The following is a 17148-nucleotide window of genomic DNA, read 5'->3' on the forward strand; positions in this document are numbered from 1 at the left end:
TACCTTATTGTGACTGAGCGCGTGACGTTAATAACCGGAGCCTCGGCCGGAATTGGCGCCGAGTTCGCGCGCATCTTCGCCGCGAACAAGCATCGCGTCGCTCTGGTTGCACGCCGTGCCGAGCGTCTGAATGCACTGGCAGCTGAAATCACTGCTGCCGGTGGTGCTGCGCCCATCATCATTCCCTGCGATCTCGAACAGCGCGACGCCTGCGCCCAGATCGCGGCTGCCCTCGCTGCTGCCGATGTCGAGGTGGAGTACGTCGTGAACAATGCCGGCTTCGGCATGTTCGGTCGCGCGATCGACATGGACCGCGATCGGCAACTCGGCATGCTTGAGGTCAATGTGCGCGCACTGACGGATCTGTCGCTGCGCTTTTCCGAGAGCCTGATCCGCAACAAGGGCGGCATTCTCAATCTCAGCTCGATCGCGGGTTTTTTGCCGGGTCCCGGAATGGCCGTGTACTACGCCAGCAAGGCCTATGTGCTGTCCTTCACCGAAGCACTGCGCCAGGAGCTCGGCTCCAAGGGTGTGCGCGTGACTGCATTGTGCCCCGGGCCGGTGCCGTCGGAATTCCAGGCGCGCGCCGGATTCACGCCGGGCCTCGACTCGGCGATCCTCAATGTCTCGGCGGCTGACGTCGCCCTGCTGGGCTATCAGGGCCTGATGGCCAATAAGCGCACAGTTTTCCCCGGCCTCGGCATCAAGATCGTGCCACTGCTGCTACGGCTTTTTCCGCGCGGCTTCATCGCGGGGGCGGTGGCAAGGTTGCAGTTGAGACGGGTGTGAATCCGGTCCGCCTACGCCCTGCGGGCTTCGGCGAGACATCCTTCGTTTGCTTCGCTTTTTATGGTCGGGAGGGTGGCTTGCCGAGCCGGAGCTTGCGAAGCAAGCGAAGGATGGTGGAGCCAGGCGGGATCGAACCGCCGACCTCGTCATTGCGAACGACGCGCTCTCCCAGCTGAGCTATGGCCCCGATACGAACCGGGTCGCCCATGCGATCCGGTCAGCAATCGGGGTCATTTACAATCCCCGTTAACGGCAAGTCAAGAACGTCGCAAAAGCGCGGTTTTCCGGCACTTTTCGCCCGGAACTTCCCTTGTTTGAGGGGGGCTGAACCGATATTTAGCGGACAGTCGAATCCGCGACCTAACCCGCGAGCCATCCCCGCCATGCGCGCCGTTCTCGATATCGTGCTGATCATTCTCGATCTCTATGTCTGGCTGCTGATCGCCTCGGCGATCCTGTCCTGGCTGATCGCCTTCAACGTCGTCAACACCCGCAACCAGTTCGTCTCCGCGATCGCCGAATTCCTGTTCCGGATCACCGAGCCCGTGCTGGCGCCGATCCGCAGGATGCTGCCGAGCCTCGGCGGTCTCGATATCTCGCCGATCATCCTGATCCTGATCATCATGTTCCTGCAGCGGGTGATCACCTACTACATCTATCCCAGCGTCTTCTGATCGGCCGCTGGGTTCGTGGCAGATCCCTGGCGCTACGCGACTGACGGTGTCAGCATCGCCGTGCGTGTGACGCCACGCGGCGGACGCGACGACATTGACGGAATCGAGACCATGGCCAATGGCCGTTCGGTAGTGAAGGTGCGCGTTCGTGCCGTCGCCGAGGGCGGCGAAGCGAACCGCGCCGTGACCGAACTGCTCTCCAAGCGGCTCGGCGTGCCCAAGCGCGATGTGCGCGTGCTGTCCGGCACCACGTCGCGCGTGAAACAGATCGCGGTCGACGGCGACCCGACGCAACTGGGTGCGATGCTACGCAGTATCACTGCAGCAATGCCCGACGACACTGACGACAGGACCGACACATGACCGCCAGCATCATCGATGGAAAGATCATTGCCGCCGAATTGCGCGGCCGCGTCGCCGCCGAAGTCGCGCGCGTCAAAGCCGAACATGGCGTGACGCCCGGCCTCGCCGTCGTGCTGGTCGGCAGCGATCCTGCCAGCGAGGTCTATGTGCGCAGCAAGCACAAGCAGACCCAGGAAGCCGGCATGGCCTCCTTCGAGCACAAGCTGCCGGCCGATGTGGCCCAGGCTGATCTGATCGCGTTGGTACAGAAGCTGAATGCCGATCCCACCGTGCACGGCATTCTCGTGCAGCTGCCGCTGCCGAAGGGGTTCGATACCGACGCTGTGGTCAACGCCATCGATCCCGCCAAGGATGTCGATGGCCTCCACCCGACCAATGCCGGACGCCTTGCCAGCGGCATGCCCGCACTGTCGCCTTGCACGCCGCTCGGCTGCATCATCCTGACCAAGAGCGTCCACAAATCTCTGGAAGGCATGAATGCCATCGTGATCGGCCGCTCCAATCTGGTCGGCCGTCCCTTGGTGCAGCTGCTGCTCAATGAAAACGCCACGGTGACGATCGCGCATTCGAAGTCGCGCGATCTCGCCAAGCTCTGCGCGCAGGCCGATCTGGTCTATGCTGCAGTGGGCCGCCCTGAAATGGTGCACGGTGACTGGATCAAGCCCGGCGCGACCGTGATCGATGTCGGCATCAATCGGCTGCCCGGTGCCGAAGGCAAGACGCGCCTCGTCGGCGACGTGGCCTATCAGGAAGCGCTGAAGACCGCCGGCGCGATCACGCCGGTGCCCGGCGGTGTCGGCCAGATGACCGTGGCATGTCTGCTGGTGAATACGTTGCGTGCGGCATGCGCGATCCACAAGCTGCCGGCGCCGGCGGTTTAAAGCGCTCGCTCCGGCCCATCCACGTCATTGCGAGGAGCCTTGCGACGAAGCAATCCAGTTCTTGGCTTTCTGGATTGCTTCGCTGCGCTCGCAATGACGGCTGAGGGGTCGACGCAGAACTCTTACTTCGCCGTATTCTCGATCAACCGTCGGTAGAATCGGATCATGTCGGCGTAATTCGCCACGCTCAGCCGTTCATTGGTGCCGTGGAAGCGCTTGAGGTCTTCCGACGTCGCGCGCACCGGCGAGAAGCGGAAGATGTTGTCGGTGACGTCCGTGTAGTGCCGGGAGTCCGTCGCCGCCACCATCAGACCAGGCGCCACCAGCGCATCGGGGAAGATCTCGCGAATGGTCTGATTGAGCGCGCGATAGGACGCGCTGGCCGTGCCGGTCACCGGAGGCGGATCGGTATTGCCGGGGAATGGCGCAATCGAAATCTTGTCGTTGCTGACTGCGCTGCGCACATGTTCGGTAACGCTGGCCTGTGTATCGCCAGGCAACAGCCGGAAATTCACCGTCGCCTCGGCATTGCCCGGCAGCACATTGTCCTGCTCGCCGGCCTTGAAGATCGTCAGCGCCGTGGTCGTGCGCACCGTTGCCTCGGTCGGACCGCTTTTCTCGAATTCGCGCAACAGCAGCGGTTTGAACAGCCATAGATTTGACAGCACCACGCGGTTGAAGCCGCTCATTTCCGGCGCGATCGTATCGAACATCTCGCCGACGGTGCCGCGTATTTGCATCGGCAGACGCTTGTTTTCGAGCTGCGTCAGCGCCGCGCTCATCATGCCGATGGCGGTTTCGCGCGGCGGCATCGACGAATGACCGGGCGTGCCATGCGCTGTCAGCACTAGCGTCGCATAGCCCTTCTCGGCGACGCCGATCAGCGCCATCGGTTTGTCGAGACCCTTCAGGATGCCTTCAGTAATAAGCAGGCCTTCATCGAGCACGAAGTCGAGCTTGACGCCACGCGACGTCAGCAGCGCCGCGATCGCCCTTGCGCCGCGGGTGCCGGAGACTTCCTCGTCATGGCCGAAGGCGAAATAGATGGTGCGCTTGGGGCGGAAACCCTGCTTCGCCATCACCTCGGCGGCCTCGAGGATTGAATACAGATTACCCTTGTCGTCCCAGGAGCCACGGCCCCAGATGAAGCCATCGGCGACGACGCCCTTGAAGGGCGGTTGCTGCCAGTCTTTCTCGGTGCCCGGTGCGACGGGCACGACATCCTGATGCGCCAGCAGCGCAATCGGCTTCAAGGCGGGATCGTTGCCTTCCCATGTGTAGAGCAAACTGTAGTTGCCGACGACTTCGCGCTTCGCCACGGCGTGGAAGGCCGGGAAGCTCGCCACCAGATGCGCCTGCATCGCGCGCAGCGGTTCGGCAGCCTGATCGGGATTGAGAAAATTGGAAATGGTCGGAAAGCGGATCGCCTCTGCAAGGCGCTCTGCGGCCGCCTGCTCATCGACGGGCGCTTTCGCGGCCGCACTCACCTGCAGCTGCCGCGATCCCCCACTGAACGTCTTGACGAGAACGATGCCCGCAAGCAGCAGAACGGCCGCGATGACAATCAGCGCGGCCGTTCGAAGTCGTTTGATCCATCGGCGCATCGGAAGTCCCCTTCTGCTACGCCGGTCTCTGTTACTTGGTCTTGGCGGCCGATTCTTTTGCAGATTTGGCGCGCTCGATCCCTTCGAGGATCAGGCGCTGCGCATCGGCGGCGTCGCCCCAGCGCACCACCTTCACCCACTTGCCGGGCTCGAGATCCTTGTAGTGCTCGAAGAAGTGCTGGATCTGCTGCAACGTGATCTCAGGCAGATCGCTGTAGTTCTTCACCTTGTCGTAGCGCTGGGTCAGCTTCGAGGTCGGCACCGCGATGATCTTCTCATCGAGGCCGCCTTCGTCTTCCATCAACAGCACGCCGACGGGACGCACGCTCATCACGGCGCCCGGCACGATGGCGCGGGTGTTGGCGATCAGCACGTCACAGGGGTCGCCATCGCCGGACAAAGTGTGCGGGATGAAACCGTAATTCCCCGGGTAGCGCATCGGGGTGTAGAGGAAGCGATCGACGAACAGTGCGCCGGATTCCTTGTCCATCTCATATTTGATGGGCTCGCCGCCCACCTGGACCTCGATGACGACGTTCACTTCATGCGGCGCCTTGGCGCCGAGCGGGATTGCGTCAAGACGCATCAAACACTCCAGATTTCATAGGACAGGTTGCGACAGGCGTAGCCGAGCGAGAGCCCGGATTCAACGCCTGCGAGACCAGAAAATCATGAACCGGCTTAATGGCTTAATTCGTCCAGGCGAATGCCACTTTATCGAGCGATTTTGCGCCGAAACGCTCCGAGGAACGGGCCACCATGCGGCCACCCAGAGCGCGGTAGAACTCCGTGGCGCCCTCATTGTCCGACAGCGCCCAGATCACCATGCTCTTCAGCCCGCTCTGCACGAGATCGCGCTTGGCGGAGGCGAACAGCCGGCGGCCGAAGCCGAGGCCCTGAAATTCCGGACGCAGGTAAAGTTCGTAGATCTCGCCTTCGAACTGCAGGCTGCGGGCGCGGTTGCGACCGTAATTGGCGTAGCCGGCGACCTTGTCACCGAAGCACAAAACGCTGACGCGGCTGCCCTTGCGGATCGCGGAATCCCACCAGCCGGGACCGCGGCGGTTGATCAGCTTTTCCAATTCGGGGCCCGGGATGAGACCTTGATAGGCCGCGCGCCAGGCTTCGTCATGGGTGGACGCCACCGCGGCTGCATCCGCAGCTTTGGCCGGCCGAACCTCGATCAGGGTTGTGCTCATGAGGGGATCAAAGCAAGTCGGCGGGCGCTCTTCAAGGTCCATCGTTAATTATCGGTTAACGTGTGGATTTTCAGCATCAGTTTACCGAAAGAGTTGTATCGAAAAAGGACAGAGCTGCATCCAATGCGCGCCGAACGCCATGTTTTCCACTGCTGGCACGTATCGCGCGAGTCGTGTCGCAGTTGCACACGCGTATCGATGTGCACAACTGCATCGATGTGATTCGCGGCGTGTAGAGTTCGACAGGCATTGCGTCCGCACGAAAGTCCCTGAGCGCTCATGAAACACGTCCAAGCGCTTTGCCTGCTGGCTGCATTGCTCGGAAGCGCCGCTACTGCCGCAGCCCAGACATCAGGCGGGCAGGCCCCGGAAGAAGCGCCGCATCGCCGGCAGGTCTGGTCGGTAGCGTCGCCCGATCCAAATACCAGTTCCCGCGCGGTGCTTTTCCGCCCACCCGGCAATGGCCCGTTCCCGCTCGCTGTCATTGCGCATGCCACCACGCAGAATGCGCTGCGCCGCGCGCAGATGCCGCAACCGGAATATCGCGCACTGGCCTCCTGGTTCGTTGGGCGTGGCTACGCCGTGCTGGTGCCCGAGCGCCCCGGCCATGGCTTAACCGGCGGGCGTTATCTCGAAGACCAGGGCGGCTGCGACAATGCCGACTATCTCGGCGCCGGCCGCGCCACGGCGGATAGTATCGCCGCAGCGATGACTGACATTCGCAAACAACCCTTCATTCGCAGCGACGGCACGATCGTCGTCGGCCATTCCGCGGGCGGCTGGGGCGCGCTCGCCATGGCCGGCGCCAATCCGCAAGGCGTCAGAGCGATCATTGCCTTTGCCCCCGGACGCGGCGGCCATGCCAATGACCGGCCGAATGACGTCTGCGCGCCGCAGCGCCTGATCGCCGCTGCCGCAACCTTCGGACAGACGGCGCACACACCAGTGATCTGGCTCGTTGCGCGCAATGACAGCTATTTTTCGCCGGCCCTGTCACGTCAGCTCGCCGATGCGTTTCGCAAAGGCGGCGACAGAGTCGATTTTCATGAACTGCCGGCCTTCCACAACGAAGGCCACTGGCTTGCGGAAAGCGACGGCGGTGACGACATCTATGGTGCTGCGCTGGACAAGGCTTTGAAGGCCATCACGGCGAGGAAGCGATGACGCGCAAACCTGCGCAACCGGAGTAGACAGTGCAGTGACCGAGCCCTGGCCCGACGACGACGTCATCCTCTATGACGGCGTCTGTATCTTCTGCTCGCGCTGGATCCAGTTCGTCGCCAAACGCGACACTGATCATCGCTTCCGCTTCACCCCGATCCAGTCCGACTATGGCAGCCGCCTCGCCCGCCATTTCGGCATCGATCCCGCCGATCCCGACACCAATGCGGTGATCCATGGCGGCGTGGCTTATGTCAGATCCGATGCGGCGCTGACGGTGCTGTCGACGCTGCCCGGCTGGCAATGGGTGCGCGTGCTGTTCGCGGTGCCAAAGGCGCTGCGCAATCCGGTCTACAGCCTGATCGCAACGAACCGCTATCGCATCTTCGGAAAGACCGAGGCGTGTATCGTGCCGGATGCGGGGATGAGGGCAAGGGTGATGGAGTAAGCGAGCGTCTACGCTTTGCTCTGGTTGCCTGTGGCCAGCACTTCCTTCGCCGCCCGCTCTCCACTCTCCCGCGCCCCATGCGCCGTCGAGAAGAAATTCGGCGATGTCGCTTCGCCGGCAAAGAACAGCCTGCCATCCACTGGCGCCGCGAGAACCGCGCGGGCATCGGCATGGCCGGGCTTCGCCGCCGAATAGGCACCTTGCGCGAAGCGGTCGTGACCCCAGCGGGATTCCGCGAGCGGCGTGAGCTTGCTGCGGATGTCTGAGCCGAGCAGTGCCACGATCTCGTCGATGCTTTGCGCGGCGAGTGCACCCTCGCCCGCGTCTTCCAGGTCGCGTGCGAAACTGCCCCCGAAAAAGCCGGCGATGCAGGGGCGGCCGGACGGGCGCAGATGAAAGCTGCCGACACCGGTGCGCAGGGCGGCGCCGCGCAACCCGATATCGGAGGGCCACTTCTCCGCATCGGAGAGCGCCAGCATTACCTTGTTGTCGGCGCCGAGCGGCAGGCCCGCGGCGGCCTCGACCTTGCTGGGCAACGGCGGCGTGAAGCGGATATTTTCATTGGCGATGAGATTGGTCGGCACGCAGACGATCACTTTCGCCGCGCTGAGCGTGCCGCGCGACGTCTCGATGCGGATGCGCGCGCCGGAATGATCGATGACTCTCACTTCGGTCTTCAGCGCCACCGGACACGGCGCGCCATAGGCTGCAATCAGCGCGCCATAGCCATCGGGCAGGCGCCAGTTGATGTCCGTGTCCTCATAGGCATCCATGTCGTGCAGCGACACATCCTTGAGCTCGAAACCGTTGATATAGGTCGAGACCGCATCGATCATCGGATTCCATGGATTGCCGGGCTCAAGGCATGTCGCCGCCGGCGCATCGATCTCGTTTTCTGCGGCCTCCTCGGCGCGCTCATAGAACGCGTCGATCGCGGCGAAGAACTCATCGCGCTTCGCCTTCGAGAAGGCGGCGTCATAGGCCTGATCGCGCCACGGCGGGCGCGACTTGTCGACGGCGAAGCCGAGCTCTTTCGCGATGCCGACGAAGTCATTCTTGTCGGCGGAGTGCAGCCATTCACAGCCCAGATCGAACGGAATGCCGGGTGCCGCCATGATCGTATGGGCACGGCCGCCGATCCGGTCGCGCGCTTCCAGCACGATCACGGAGAGCCCGGAACCTTCCAGCATACGCGCGGCGCCGAGGCCGGCAGCGCCGGCTCCGATGATGGCGACATCTACTTCGGAAGGCAGTTTAGTCATCGCGTCGGTATTCACAGCGGATGGGAAACGGGTGACAACGGGATAAAGGCTTGCTTGAATTATTCAAGCCACCGCTGCCCTCGGAGAAGATGCATGACAGCCCCACGCGATTTCGAACTCTACGGCTTCTGGCGGACGTCCGCGACCTATCGCGTCCGCGTGGCGCTCAACCTGAAGGGATTGGAAGCGCACGAGCGCGTGATCGACCTCGACAAGGGCGAGCAGCGCGGCGACGCGTTCCTCAAGATCAATCCGCTCGGCGCGATTCCGGCCCTGATCGAGCCCGGCCACCTGCCGCTGACGCAGTCGCTGGCGATCCTGGAATTCCTCGACGAGATCCATCCGACCCCGCCGCTGCTGCCGAGCGATCCACACGGCCGCGCCCGGGTGCGTTCGATCGCCGCGATGCTGGCTGCCGACACCCACCCGCTCATTACGCCGCGTGTGCGCAAATATCTCGCCATCACCGCCGGCTTTGACGATGCCGCAGTTCGCGCATGGCTGGTACACTGGTTCACCACGGGCCTCGCCGCCGTGGAAGAGCGCCTCGCCAGCGAACCCGCCACCGGCCGCTTCTGTCATGGCGACGAAGTGACCATCGCCGACATCTGTCTGCTCAGCATCACCGCAACCATGAAGGTGCTGAAGATCGAAATTGCAGGCATCCCGACCATCGACCGCATCGTCGCCACCTGCGAGGCGATGGAGGCGTTTGCGAAGGCCGATCCGTTGAAGCAACAGGGGGCGCCGGCGACGCCGCCCTCATCCTGAGGAGCCGCGCAGCGGCGTCTCGAAGGATGGCCACAAGCGTCGGCGCGACACCAACTCATGGTTCGAGACGGCGCTGCGCGCCTCCTCACCATGAGGGACGGAGTGAAGGCATCGCACCAAACAAAAATGCCCGGCTCTCGCCGGGCATTTTCATAACAGTCAGTCAAAAGCCGATCGCTTACGCGATCACTTCCTTGGTCTTTTCGGCGCGCTTGCGGTCGTTGGCATCGAGATGCTTCTTGCGCAGGCGGATTGACTTCGGGGTGATCTCGACCAGCTCGTCGCTCTCGATATAGGCCAGCGCCTTTTCGAGGGTCATGCGGATCGGCGGCGTCAAACGCACCGCTTCGTCCTTCGACGTGGTGCGGATGTTGGAGAGCTGCTTGCCCTTGAGAACGTTGAGTTCGAGATCGTTCTCGCGGGTGTGCTCGCCGATGATCATGCCCTTGTAGACCTTCCAGCCCGGCTCGATCATCATCGGGCCGCGATCTTCCAGCTTGAACATGGCATAGGCCACCGCTTCACCCTGGTCGTTGGAGATCAGCACGCCATTACGGCGGCCGGCGATCTCGCCCTTATAGGGCAGGTAGTCGTGGAACAGGCGGTTCATGATCGCGGTACCCTTGGTATCGGTCATGAGTTCGCCCTGATAGCCGATCAGGCCGCGGGTCGGCGCGTAGAACACCAGACGCAGGCGGTTGCCGCCCGACGGACGCATCTCGATCATCTCGGCCTTGCGTTCGCTCATCTTCTGAACGACCACGCCGGAGAATTCCTCATCGACGTCGATGACGACTTCCTCGACCGGCTCCAGCGTGTTGCCGTTTTCGTCCTTGGTAAGAACCACGCGCGGACGCGACACCGACAGTTCGAAGCCTTCGCGGCGCATGTTCTCGATCAGGATCGCGAGCTGCAATTCGCCGCGGCCCGACACTTCCATCGCGTCACGATCGGCGGATTCGACGACCTTGAGCGCGACATTGCCTTCGGCTTCGCGCAACAGGCGATCGCGGATCAGGCGGCTGGTGACCTTGTCGCCTTCGGTGCCGGCGAGCGGCGAGTTGTTGACGATGAAGGACATCGACACGGTCGGCGGATCGATCGGCTGCGCCTGGATCGGAATTTCAACCGACGGATCGCAGAAGGTATCGGCGACCGTGCCCTTCGGCAGGCCGGCGATGGCAACGATGTCGCCGGCTTCGGCGAGTTCCACCGGCTGGCGCTCGAGGCCGCGGAAGGCCAGGATCTTGGTGATACGGCCGGTTTCGACGACCTTACCGTCACGCGACAGCACTTTGACGGCCTGGTTCGGCTTCACCGAGCCCGCCGAGATACGGCCGGTGATGATACGGCCGAGATAGGGGTTGGCTTCGAGGATGGTGCCGAGCATGCGGAACGCACCTTCTTCGACCACCGGCGGCGCGACATGCTTGATGACGAGATCGAACAGCGGCTTCATGCCGACATCATGCGACGCGTCCGGGCTGTCGGCCATCCAGCCGTTGCGGCCCGATCCGTACAGAATCGGGAAATCGAGCTGGTCGTCGGTGGCGTCGAGCGCTGCGAACAGGTCGAACACTTCGTTGACGACTTCGGTGATGCGGGCGTCCTGACGGTCGACCTTGTTGATCGCGACGATCGGCTTGAGGCCGAGCTTCAGCGCCTTGCCGACCACGAACTTGGTCTGCGGCATCGGGCCTTCAGCGGCGTCGACGAGCACGATCACGCCATCGACCATCGACAGGATGCGTTCGACTTCGCCGCCGAAGTCAGCGTGGCCCGGGGTGTCGACGATGTTGATCTGGACTTCATCCCACAGCACCGAGGTGCACTTGGCGAGAATGGTGATGCCGCGCTCTTTTTCGATGTCGTTCGAATCCATCGCGCGTTCCTGGACGCGCTGATTGTCGCGATACGTGCCCGACTGCTGCAGCAGCTTGTCCACGAGAGTGGTTTTGCCGTGGTCAACGTGGGCGATGATAGCAATGTTGCGAAGGTTCATAGGTCTTCTTCTGGTTACGGTCTGGGTGCCCTTGAGCGGGTTCAACAAGACATGCTCGACAACAAAAGGCTTATGCCTTGCGCTCGAGCGCGTTCGATAACTGCCTCGTCTGAAAACGCGCTGGGGCAATCCCTCCAAAAGCAAACCCGGCCAGAAGGGGCCGGGTACTCGGACGCGTTGCGGCGCAATATAGGGGGAAATCGCCGAAAAACAATGCGAATCTGCCAAATGGTTAGCCCAATTTCGGGTCCAGAACCGTGGCCCAAAGGGCCATATCGGCCCGATCCCGCAAGGTAACGGTCATTTGGCCGCTTTGGCCGTCGATTTTGACGTGACCGAAGAACTGCATGCCGGCCGACGGGGGCAAATTCTGCTTATCGGGCCCCGGCGCCTTCACGAAACGGACCTCGGGACCGAAGGTATTGTCGAGCGCCGCCGGGCCGAAGGTTCCGGCGTGAAACGGGCCCGAAACGAACTCCCAGAACGGCTCGAAATCCTGAAACTGCGCCTTTTCCGGATTGTAGTAATGCGCCGCCGTGTAATGCACGTCGGCGGTCAGCCAGACCGTGTTGCGGATACCGGCCGATTTGATGAAGCGCAGGATATCGGCGATTTCCAGCTCGCGGCCCCGCACTGGTCCGTCGCCCTGCGCGATGGCCTCAGACCCGGTTTTGTCGGCGGCGTTGTCATAGACGACGAGGCCGATCGGCATATCCGAGGCGATGACCTTCCAGGTCGCCTTCGAGGCCATCAATGCGCGCTTCAGCCAGGCCATCTGCTCCGGACCGATGAAATACGCATCGGGACCATAGCTCTCCTGCAGGTTCGGGCCGTTGGGCCCGCGATAGCTGCGCTCGTCCAGCATGAAGACATCGAGATGCGGGCCGTAATTGAGCGTGCGATAGACGCGGCCGGGTTCGGCCGGATTGACCGAGATCGGATACATCTCGTGAAAGGCACGGGCGCCGCGCGCAGCCAGCAGCGTGATGTCGCGCTCCTTGTAAGACGACGGCAACTGCTTCGAGAGCGACCAGTTGTTGGTGACTTCATGATCGTCCCACTGGCCGAAGATCGGCACCTGCGCATTGAAGGCGCGAACATTGTCGTCGAGCAGATTGTATTTGTGCGCGGCGCGGAATTCATCGAGCGTTTCGGCGACCTTCGCCTTCTCCGGCACCGTGATGGTGTTCTTCCAGATCGTGCCGTCAGGCAGTTTCGTTTCAGGCAGGATCGGACCATCGGCGTAGATCGTATCGCCGGAATGGATCAGGAAATCCGGGTTGTGGTTGCGCATGGTGGCATAGGTGACCATGCCGCCATCCTCGGCATTGATTCCCCAGCCCTGTCCGGCGACATCGCCGCCCCAAACAAAGGACACATCGCGGCGATCCGCTGGCGCGGTGCGGAAGCGACCGATCACCGGCTCGCCGACGATCTCGGTATGCGAGAGATCGCGGAATTTGACGCGGTAGAAGATATCCTGCCCGGCCGGCAGATTATCGAGCAGCAGCTTCGCCGTGAAATCGCTCTCGGGCAGCGCCGTGATAGCCGGCAACATGCGCGCATTGCTGAAGGATTCGGTAGTGGCGACTTCCACCATCATCTGCGCCGGCCGATCCGCGCGCGACCAGATCATGCCGCTGCTCGTCCCGACATCGCCGGACTGCACGCCATGCGACACGACCGGGCGATCCGCCGCGCGGCTGAGGTAAGGCATAGCCAGGAAGCTTGCGCCTACTGCGGCTGAGTGCGCGAGAAAACGACGGCGGGAGATACGTAGCGCCATGGCGAACTCCTGATCCTGGCTCTGGCACCCGTGGTGCTAGGCAGAACACTTGACGCTGCGATGACAGGTGATGCGCAATATCAACACCCGCCAAAGCAAGTTGCGAATGGCTGGCAGCTTGATTGACACATTTGGAAATTTCACCTTAACGTGAACGCGACGGTTCCCTTCGGGGATCAAAAGGGAATGCGGTGAGGGGGATCCCCCGATTCCGCGGCTGCCCCCGCAACTGTAAGCGGCGAGCCTGCGCCAAGAGCCACTGGGTGTTCACCTGGGAAGGCGGCGACAGGCATTGACCCGCGAGCCAGGAGACCTGCCGCCAGTCGTGGTCACACGCGAGCACATTGGGCGGGGTGTCCTGGTGGAAGTCACACTGCCTGTTTGGGCGGGGCGACTTGGTTTGCGGTGACGTGCCACGTAACCGCGAGTCCTGTTCATGACCTCCGTTTCTCCCGTCGCATTGAAGCGACATACTCCCTTTCTTTATTCTGTTGCTCTCTCCTACTTGTTGTGTCCGAGCGAAAGCTGGTCGCAAACCACACAGTCGAGCCAGACGCTCGATCCTGTTGTCGTTCAGCCGTCAGCGACACCTCAACGCGCGCGCCGCACCACGAACGGCAATGCATCGCGCGCTGCACGCTCACGCCAGCAGCGCAATGTCGCCGCCAATACCGGCGCGCCGGTTGCCACGCCGACAGGCCCCGTCTTCGCAGCGCCGACGCTCAACCTCACCGGCACGACATCGACGGGGAGCCGCCTTGGCCTGACGCGCCTGCAGACGCCGGCCAGCGTAGAGGTGATATCGGCAGAAACCATGGCCGAACGCGGCCAGCAGAACGTGGTCGACGCCGTCACGCAGAACGCCACCGGCTTCACGGCCATCGGCGAACCCGGCAATGGCGGCATCGCTTTCAGCACCCGCGGCTTCGCCGGCAGTGGGTCCGTTACTTCGCTTTATGACGGCACGCGCCTCTATGTCGGCTCCGGAACGGTGAACTTCCCCTTCGACACCTGGACCGCCGAGAAGATCGAAGTCCTGCGCGGCCCGGCCTCCGTCATGTACGGCGAAGGCGCCATCGGCGGCGCTATCAACGTGATTTCAAAACTGCCGCTCTGGGTGCCGCGCAACCAGGCTGAAATCTCGCTCGACAGCAACATGACGCGCCGTATCGCCCTCGATAGCGGCGGCCCGGTCAGCAAGGACGTCGCCTATCGCATCGCCGTCACCGGCAACGCGTCCGATGGCTGGGTCGATCGCGACAACACCTCGAACATCGCGCTGCACGCTGCCGTGCAGATCAAGCAGACCGAGGACATCACCTGGACGCTCTCCACCGACTATGGCGACCGCCATCCGTCAAAATATTTCGGCACGCCGCTGATCAATGGCCAGCTCAATGAGGCGATCCGCTTCAAGAACTACAATGTCAGCGACAGCAACATTCGCTATCAGGACAGCTGGAGCCAGGTAAAGACCGAGTGGCAGATCAGTGACGGCATCACCCTGCGCAACACGCTCTATTATATGTATGCGAAGCGCCACTGGAAGGAGGTCGAGATCTACGGCTTCAACTCCGGCACCGGCCTGATCGATCGCGGCGATTATCTCGAGATCTTCCACCAGCAGCAGCAGATAGGCGACCGCATGGACGCCACCTTCGAGGGCCATCTGTTCGGAATGGTCAATACGTTCGTGGCAGGCTTCGACGTCAACCGCATCGACTTCAAGCATACCAACAATTCACCGTTTAGCGGGTCCTCGTCGGTCAATCCGTATAATTTCGATCCCGGCCTGTTCAGCAGCCCGGACCCGACCACTCCCGGCTTCAAGAGCGTCGCCAATCAATACGCGTTCTTCGCCGAGAACCGATTGGCTATCACTGAACAGTTGTCGCTGATCGCAGGCGTCCGCCAGGATCAGCCGACGGTCGAACGAACCGACTATCGCACCCCCGCCAACAGCTACACCCGGGACTATTCGGCGACCTCGTGGCGCGTCGGCGCGGTCTATACGCCCATCCAGAATCTCGCTTTCTATGGCCAGTATTCGACGGCTGTGGATACGGTCGGCGGACTGATCTCGGCGAGCAACGCCAATGCGAAGTTCGACCTCGCGACCGGCAAGCAGGCCGAGATCGGCGTCAAGCAATCGTTCTGGGGCGGCCGCGGCGAGTGGACGCTCGCTGCCTATGAGATCGTGAAGAACAATCTGCTGGCGCGCGACCCGAACGTTAGCGGACAGGTGTTGCAGGTCGGCCAGCAGTCGTCGCGCGGAATCGAGGCCTCGATCGGCTTCGTGCTCGACCATGGTTGGCGCATCGATGCCAACACCGCGTTCCTGCGCGCGAAGTATGATAACTTCTTGCAAAATATCGGCACCACCGCAGATCCGATCTACGTCAACTATGCCGGCAACGTGCCAGTAAGCGTGCCGCAGAACGTCTCCAACATCTGGGCGACGTGGGCCTTCGCGCCGAAGTGGTCGGCCAATGCCGGCGTGCAGATTGTCGGCAAAACATTCGCCGACAGTGCCAACACGCTGGAGATGCCGAGCTACACACTGGTCAATGCGGGCCTGCAGTGGAAGCCGGACGTCAACACCACAGTGTCACTGCGCATCTACAACCTGTTCGACAAGATCTATGCGACGTCGAGCTATAGCGACAATCAGTGGATGCTCGGTATGCCGCGCACGGCTCAGCTCGCCGTCAATGTGAAGTTCTGAGCTTGTCGCGCAAGCTGACACGCACACTCCGGCGGTGGCTGTATATCGGCCACCGCTGGGTCGGCATCGTCACCTGTCTCTTCTTCGCGATGTGGTTCATCTCGGGCGTGGTGATGATGTATGTCGCGTTTCCCGGCCTCTCCGATAAAGAGCGGCTGGCGGCATTGCCCGATATCGTCTGGGAGAAAGTGGCGCTCTCTCCCGACGAGGCGATGAAGGCTGCCGGTGCCACGCGCTATCCGCGCGAACTGCGATTGAACATGGTTGCCGACGAGCCGGTGTATCGGTTGACTGGCTGGGACGGCAAACGACAAACCATCTCCGCCGTCGATGGCCGTACCATCACCGAGATCAACGAACTGCAGGCACTTGCAGTCGCACGGCATCATCCCGCCAGCAAGTTGCCTCAGCTCGAAGAGACCGTCGATCGCGATCAATGGAGTGTCACCGCACGTTACGATCCACTGCGACCGTTGTATCTGATCACACTCGGCGACGATGCCGGCACCAAGCTTTACGTCTCCTCGCGCTCCGGCGAGATCGCACTCGATACCAACCGCACGGAGCGCGTCTGGAACTGGTCCGGCTCGATCCCGCACTGGATCTATCCGACCGTGTTGCGCAAGGACGGCCCGCTGTGGCGGCTCGTGGTGCTTTGGGTCTCCGGCATCTGTTTGATCGTCGGCGTTACCGGAATCTGGATCGGCATTTTGCGTGTGCGCCTTAAGCGGCGTTATGCGAGCGGCAGCATCTCGCCCTATCGTGGCTGGATGGCGTGGCATCACGTCACCGGACTGATCGCCGGCCTCTTCGTGCTGACCTGGATGTTCTCGGGCTGGCTGTCGCTCGATCCCGGCCGTGTTTTTGCCGACCGCAATACGCCACGCGAGGTATTGCAACGCTATGCCGGCCACGATGCGCCAACCATCGCTGTGGCCCTTCGCGCACCGGCGGACAAGGCCGCGGTCGAAGCACGGTTCGTATGGATCGACGGCATGCCGCTGATGATCGTCGCGAAGCGCGACGGCACGAAGATGGCGATCAATCCGACAAGCGGCGAAATCGCAAGACTGCCGCAAGACCGCCTCTGGAACGCCGCAACAAAACTGCTTCCGGATTCGCGCCTCGAAAACCAGATAACCCTCTGGAAATACGACGCTTATTGGTACGCACACCACAATGACCGCGAATTGCCAGTGTTACGCGCAACATTCGATGATGACGCGCAAACCTGGTTTCACATCAGCCCGGTCACCGGCGACATCCTCGGCCGTATAGACTCAAGCCGGCGCACCTATCGCTGGCTGTTCAACGCGCTGCATAGTTTCGATTTTCAGTTGCTGCTGATGTATCGCCCGGCCTGGGACATCGTAGTGTGGCTGCTGTCGATTCTCGGCACCATCGTCTCGGTGAGCGGCGTCGTGATCGGCTGGCGCTATCTCAAGCGCTAAAGCGTTTTCGAGCGAAGTGGTCCCGGTTCGCG

At 62.2% G+C, this 17148-nt stretch carries 15 protein-coding genes, 1 tRNA gene and 1 riboswitch; of the genes, 9 read left to right on the forward strand and 7 right to left on the reverse strand.

The genetic code is table 11. The annotated features are described in order from the left end of the window. Nucleotides 1-9 precede the first annotated feature (9 nt). Nucleotides 10-789 (forward strand): SDR family NAD(P)-dependent oxidoreductase, encoded by a 780-nt coding sequence (locus AB7951_RS26815; protein WP_089266539.1) that lies wholly within the window; start codon nt 10-12, stop codon nt 787-789. Nucleotides 790-900: 111 nt separating this feature from the next. On the opposite strand, the gene AB7951_RS26820 is transcribed toward AB7951_RS26815, so the two are convergent. Then, nucleotides 901-976: transfer RNA gene (locus tag AB7951_RS26820), tRNA-Ala, on the reverse strand. Between the two features lie 196 nt (nt 977-1172). Here AB7951_RS26820 and AB7951_RS26825 point away from each other — a divergent pair. The 3 genes from AB7951_RS26825 to folD are packed head-to-tail and all read left to right on the forward strand — an operon-like array spanning nt 1173 to nt 2707. Beyond that, on the forward strand, nt 1173-1463 hold the full coding sequence (locus AB7951_RS26825) for a YggT family protein (RefSeq protein WP_068737841.1): 291 nt from the start codon (nt 1173-1175) through the stop codon (nt 1461-1463). 15 nt (nt 1464-1478) lie between these two features. Beyond that, nucleotides 1479-1826: a DUF167 domain-containing protein gene (locus AB7951_RS26830; RefSeq protein WP_120287805.1), complete on the forward strand. Its 348-nt coding sequence runs from the start codon at nt 1479-1481 to the stop codon at nt 1824-1826. Continuing rightward, on the forward strand, nt 1823-2707 hold the full coding sequence (folD, locus tag AB7951_RS26835; protein WP_120287804.1) for a bifunctional methylenetetrahydrofolate dehydrogenase/methenyltetrahydrofolate cyclohydrolase FolD: 885 nt from the start codon (nt 1823-1825) through the stop codon (nt 2705-2707). Before AB7951_RS26830 ends, folD begins: the two co-directional genes overlap by 4 nt. 122 nt (nt 2708-2829) lie before the next feature. Here folD and AB7951_RS26840 read toward each other — a convergent pair whose 3' ends face one another. The 3 genes from AB7951_RS26840 to AB7951_RS26850 all read right to left on the reverse strand — a co-directional run bounded on the left by AB7951_RS26840 (nt 2830) and on the right by AB7951_RS26850 (nt 5510). Then, complete coding sequence (locus AB7951_RS26840; RefSeq protein WP_439066939.1) at nt 2830-4374, reverse strand: M20 family peptidase; 1545 nt, start codon at nt 4372-4374, stop codon at nt 2830-2832. Further along, complete coding sequence (ppa, locus tag AB7951_RS26845) at nt 4343-4897, reverse strand: inorganic diphosphatase (RefSeq protein ID WP_089266533.1); 555 nt, start codon at nt 4895-4897, stop codon at nt 4343-4345. Before ppa ends, AB7951_RS26840 begins: the two co-directional genes overlap by 32 nt. A 103-nt stretch (nt 4898-5000) precedes the next feature. Next, nucleotides 5001-5510 carry a GNAT family N-acetyltransferase gene (locus AB7951_RS26850; protein ID WP_068737851.1) on the reverse strand — a complete coding sequence of 170 codons (510 nt, stop codon included), beginning with the start codon at nt 5508-5510 and terminating at the stop codon, nt 5001-5003. A gap of 279 nt (nt 5511-5789) precedes the next feature. On the opposite strand from AB7951_RS26850, the gene AB7951_RS26855 reads away from it, so the two are divergent. Both AB7951_RS26855 and AB7951_RS26860 read left to right on the forward strand, forming a co-directional pair. Beyond that, entirely contained in the window at nt 5790-6674 is an 885-nt protein-coding gene (locus tag AB7951_RS26855) for an alpha/beta fold hydrolase (RefSeq protein WP_120287802.1), read from the forward strand. A 34-nt stretch (nt 6675-6708) separates the two neighbouring features. Next, entirely contained in the window at nt 6709-7119 is a 411-nt protein-coding gene (locus AB7951_RS26860; protein ID WP_120287801.1) for a DCC1-like thiol-disulfide oxidoreductase family protein, read from the forward strand. 8 nt (nt 7120-7127) lie between these two features. Here AB7951_RS26860 and AB7951_RS26865 read toward each other — a convergent pair whose 3' ends face one another. Then, the gene (locus AB7951_RS26865; RefSeq protein WP_120288104.1) at nt 7128-8381 is read right to left on the reverse strand and encodes an NAD(P)/FAD-dependent oxidoreductase; all 1254 of its coding nucleotides are present in this window, start codon (nt 8379-8381) and stop codon (nt 7128-7130) included. 93 nt (nt 8382-8474) lie between these two features. On the opposite strand from AB7951_RS26865, the gene maiA reads away from it, so the two are divergent. Next, nucleotides 8475-9152, forward strand: a complete 678-nt coding sequence (maiA, locus tag AB7951_RS26870; protein WP_120287800.1) for a maleylacetoacetate isomerase — start codon at nt 8475-8477, stop codon at nt 9150-9152. 178 nt (nt 9153-9330) lie between these two features. Here the strand turns inward: maiA and typA are convergent, their stop codons facing one another. Further along, complete coding sequence (gene typA / locus AB7951_RS26875; RefSeq protein WP_089266528.1) at nt 9331-11154, reverse strand: translational GTPase TypA; 1824 nt, start codon at nt 11152-11154, stop codon at nt 9331-9333. 232 nt (nt 11155-11386) lie between these two features. Further along, entirely contained in the window at nt 11387-12940 is a 1554-nt protein-coding gene (locus AB7951_RS26880; protein WP_120287799.1) for an alkaline phosphatase D family protein, read from the reverse strand. 145 nt (nt 12941-13085) lie between these two features. Next, nucleotides 13086-13275, forward strand: a riboswitch (cobalamin riboswitch). A 101-nt stretch (nt 13276-13376) separates the two neighbouring features. On the opposite strand from AB7951_RS26880, the gene AB7951_RS26885 reads away from it, so the two are divergent. Then, nucleotides 13377-15665, forward strand: coding sequence for a TonB-dependent receptor (locus tag AB7951_RS26885; protein ID WP_120287798.1), 2289 nt, complete (start codon nt 13377-13379; stop codon nt 15663-15665). A 2-nt stretch (nt 15666-15667) separates the two neighbouring features. Then, entirely contained in the window at nt 15668-17116 is a 1449-nt protein-coding gene (locus AB7951_RS26890; RefSeq protein ID WP_120287797.1) for a PepSY-associated TM helix domain-containing protein, read from the forward strand. Nucleotides 17117-17148: the final 32 nt, after the last annotated feature.

It is taken from the genome of Tardiphaga sp. 285_C5_N1_2 (assembly GCF_052076065.1).
In the GTDB taxonomy this organism is placed as follows: Bacteria; Pseudomonadota; Alphaproteobacteria; order Rhizobiales; family Xanthobacteraceae; genus Tardiphaga; species Tardiphaga robiniae.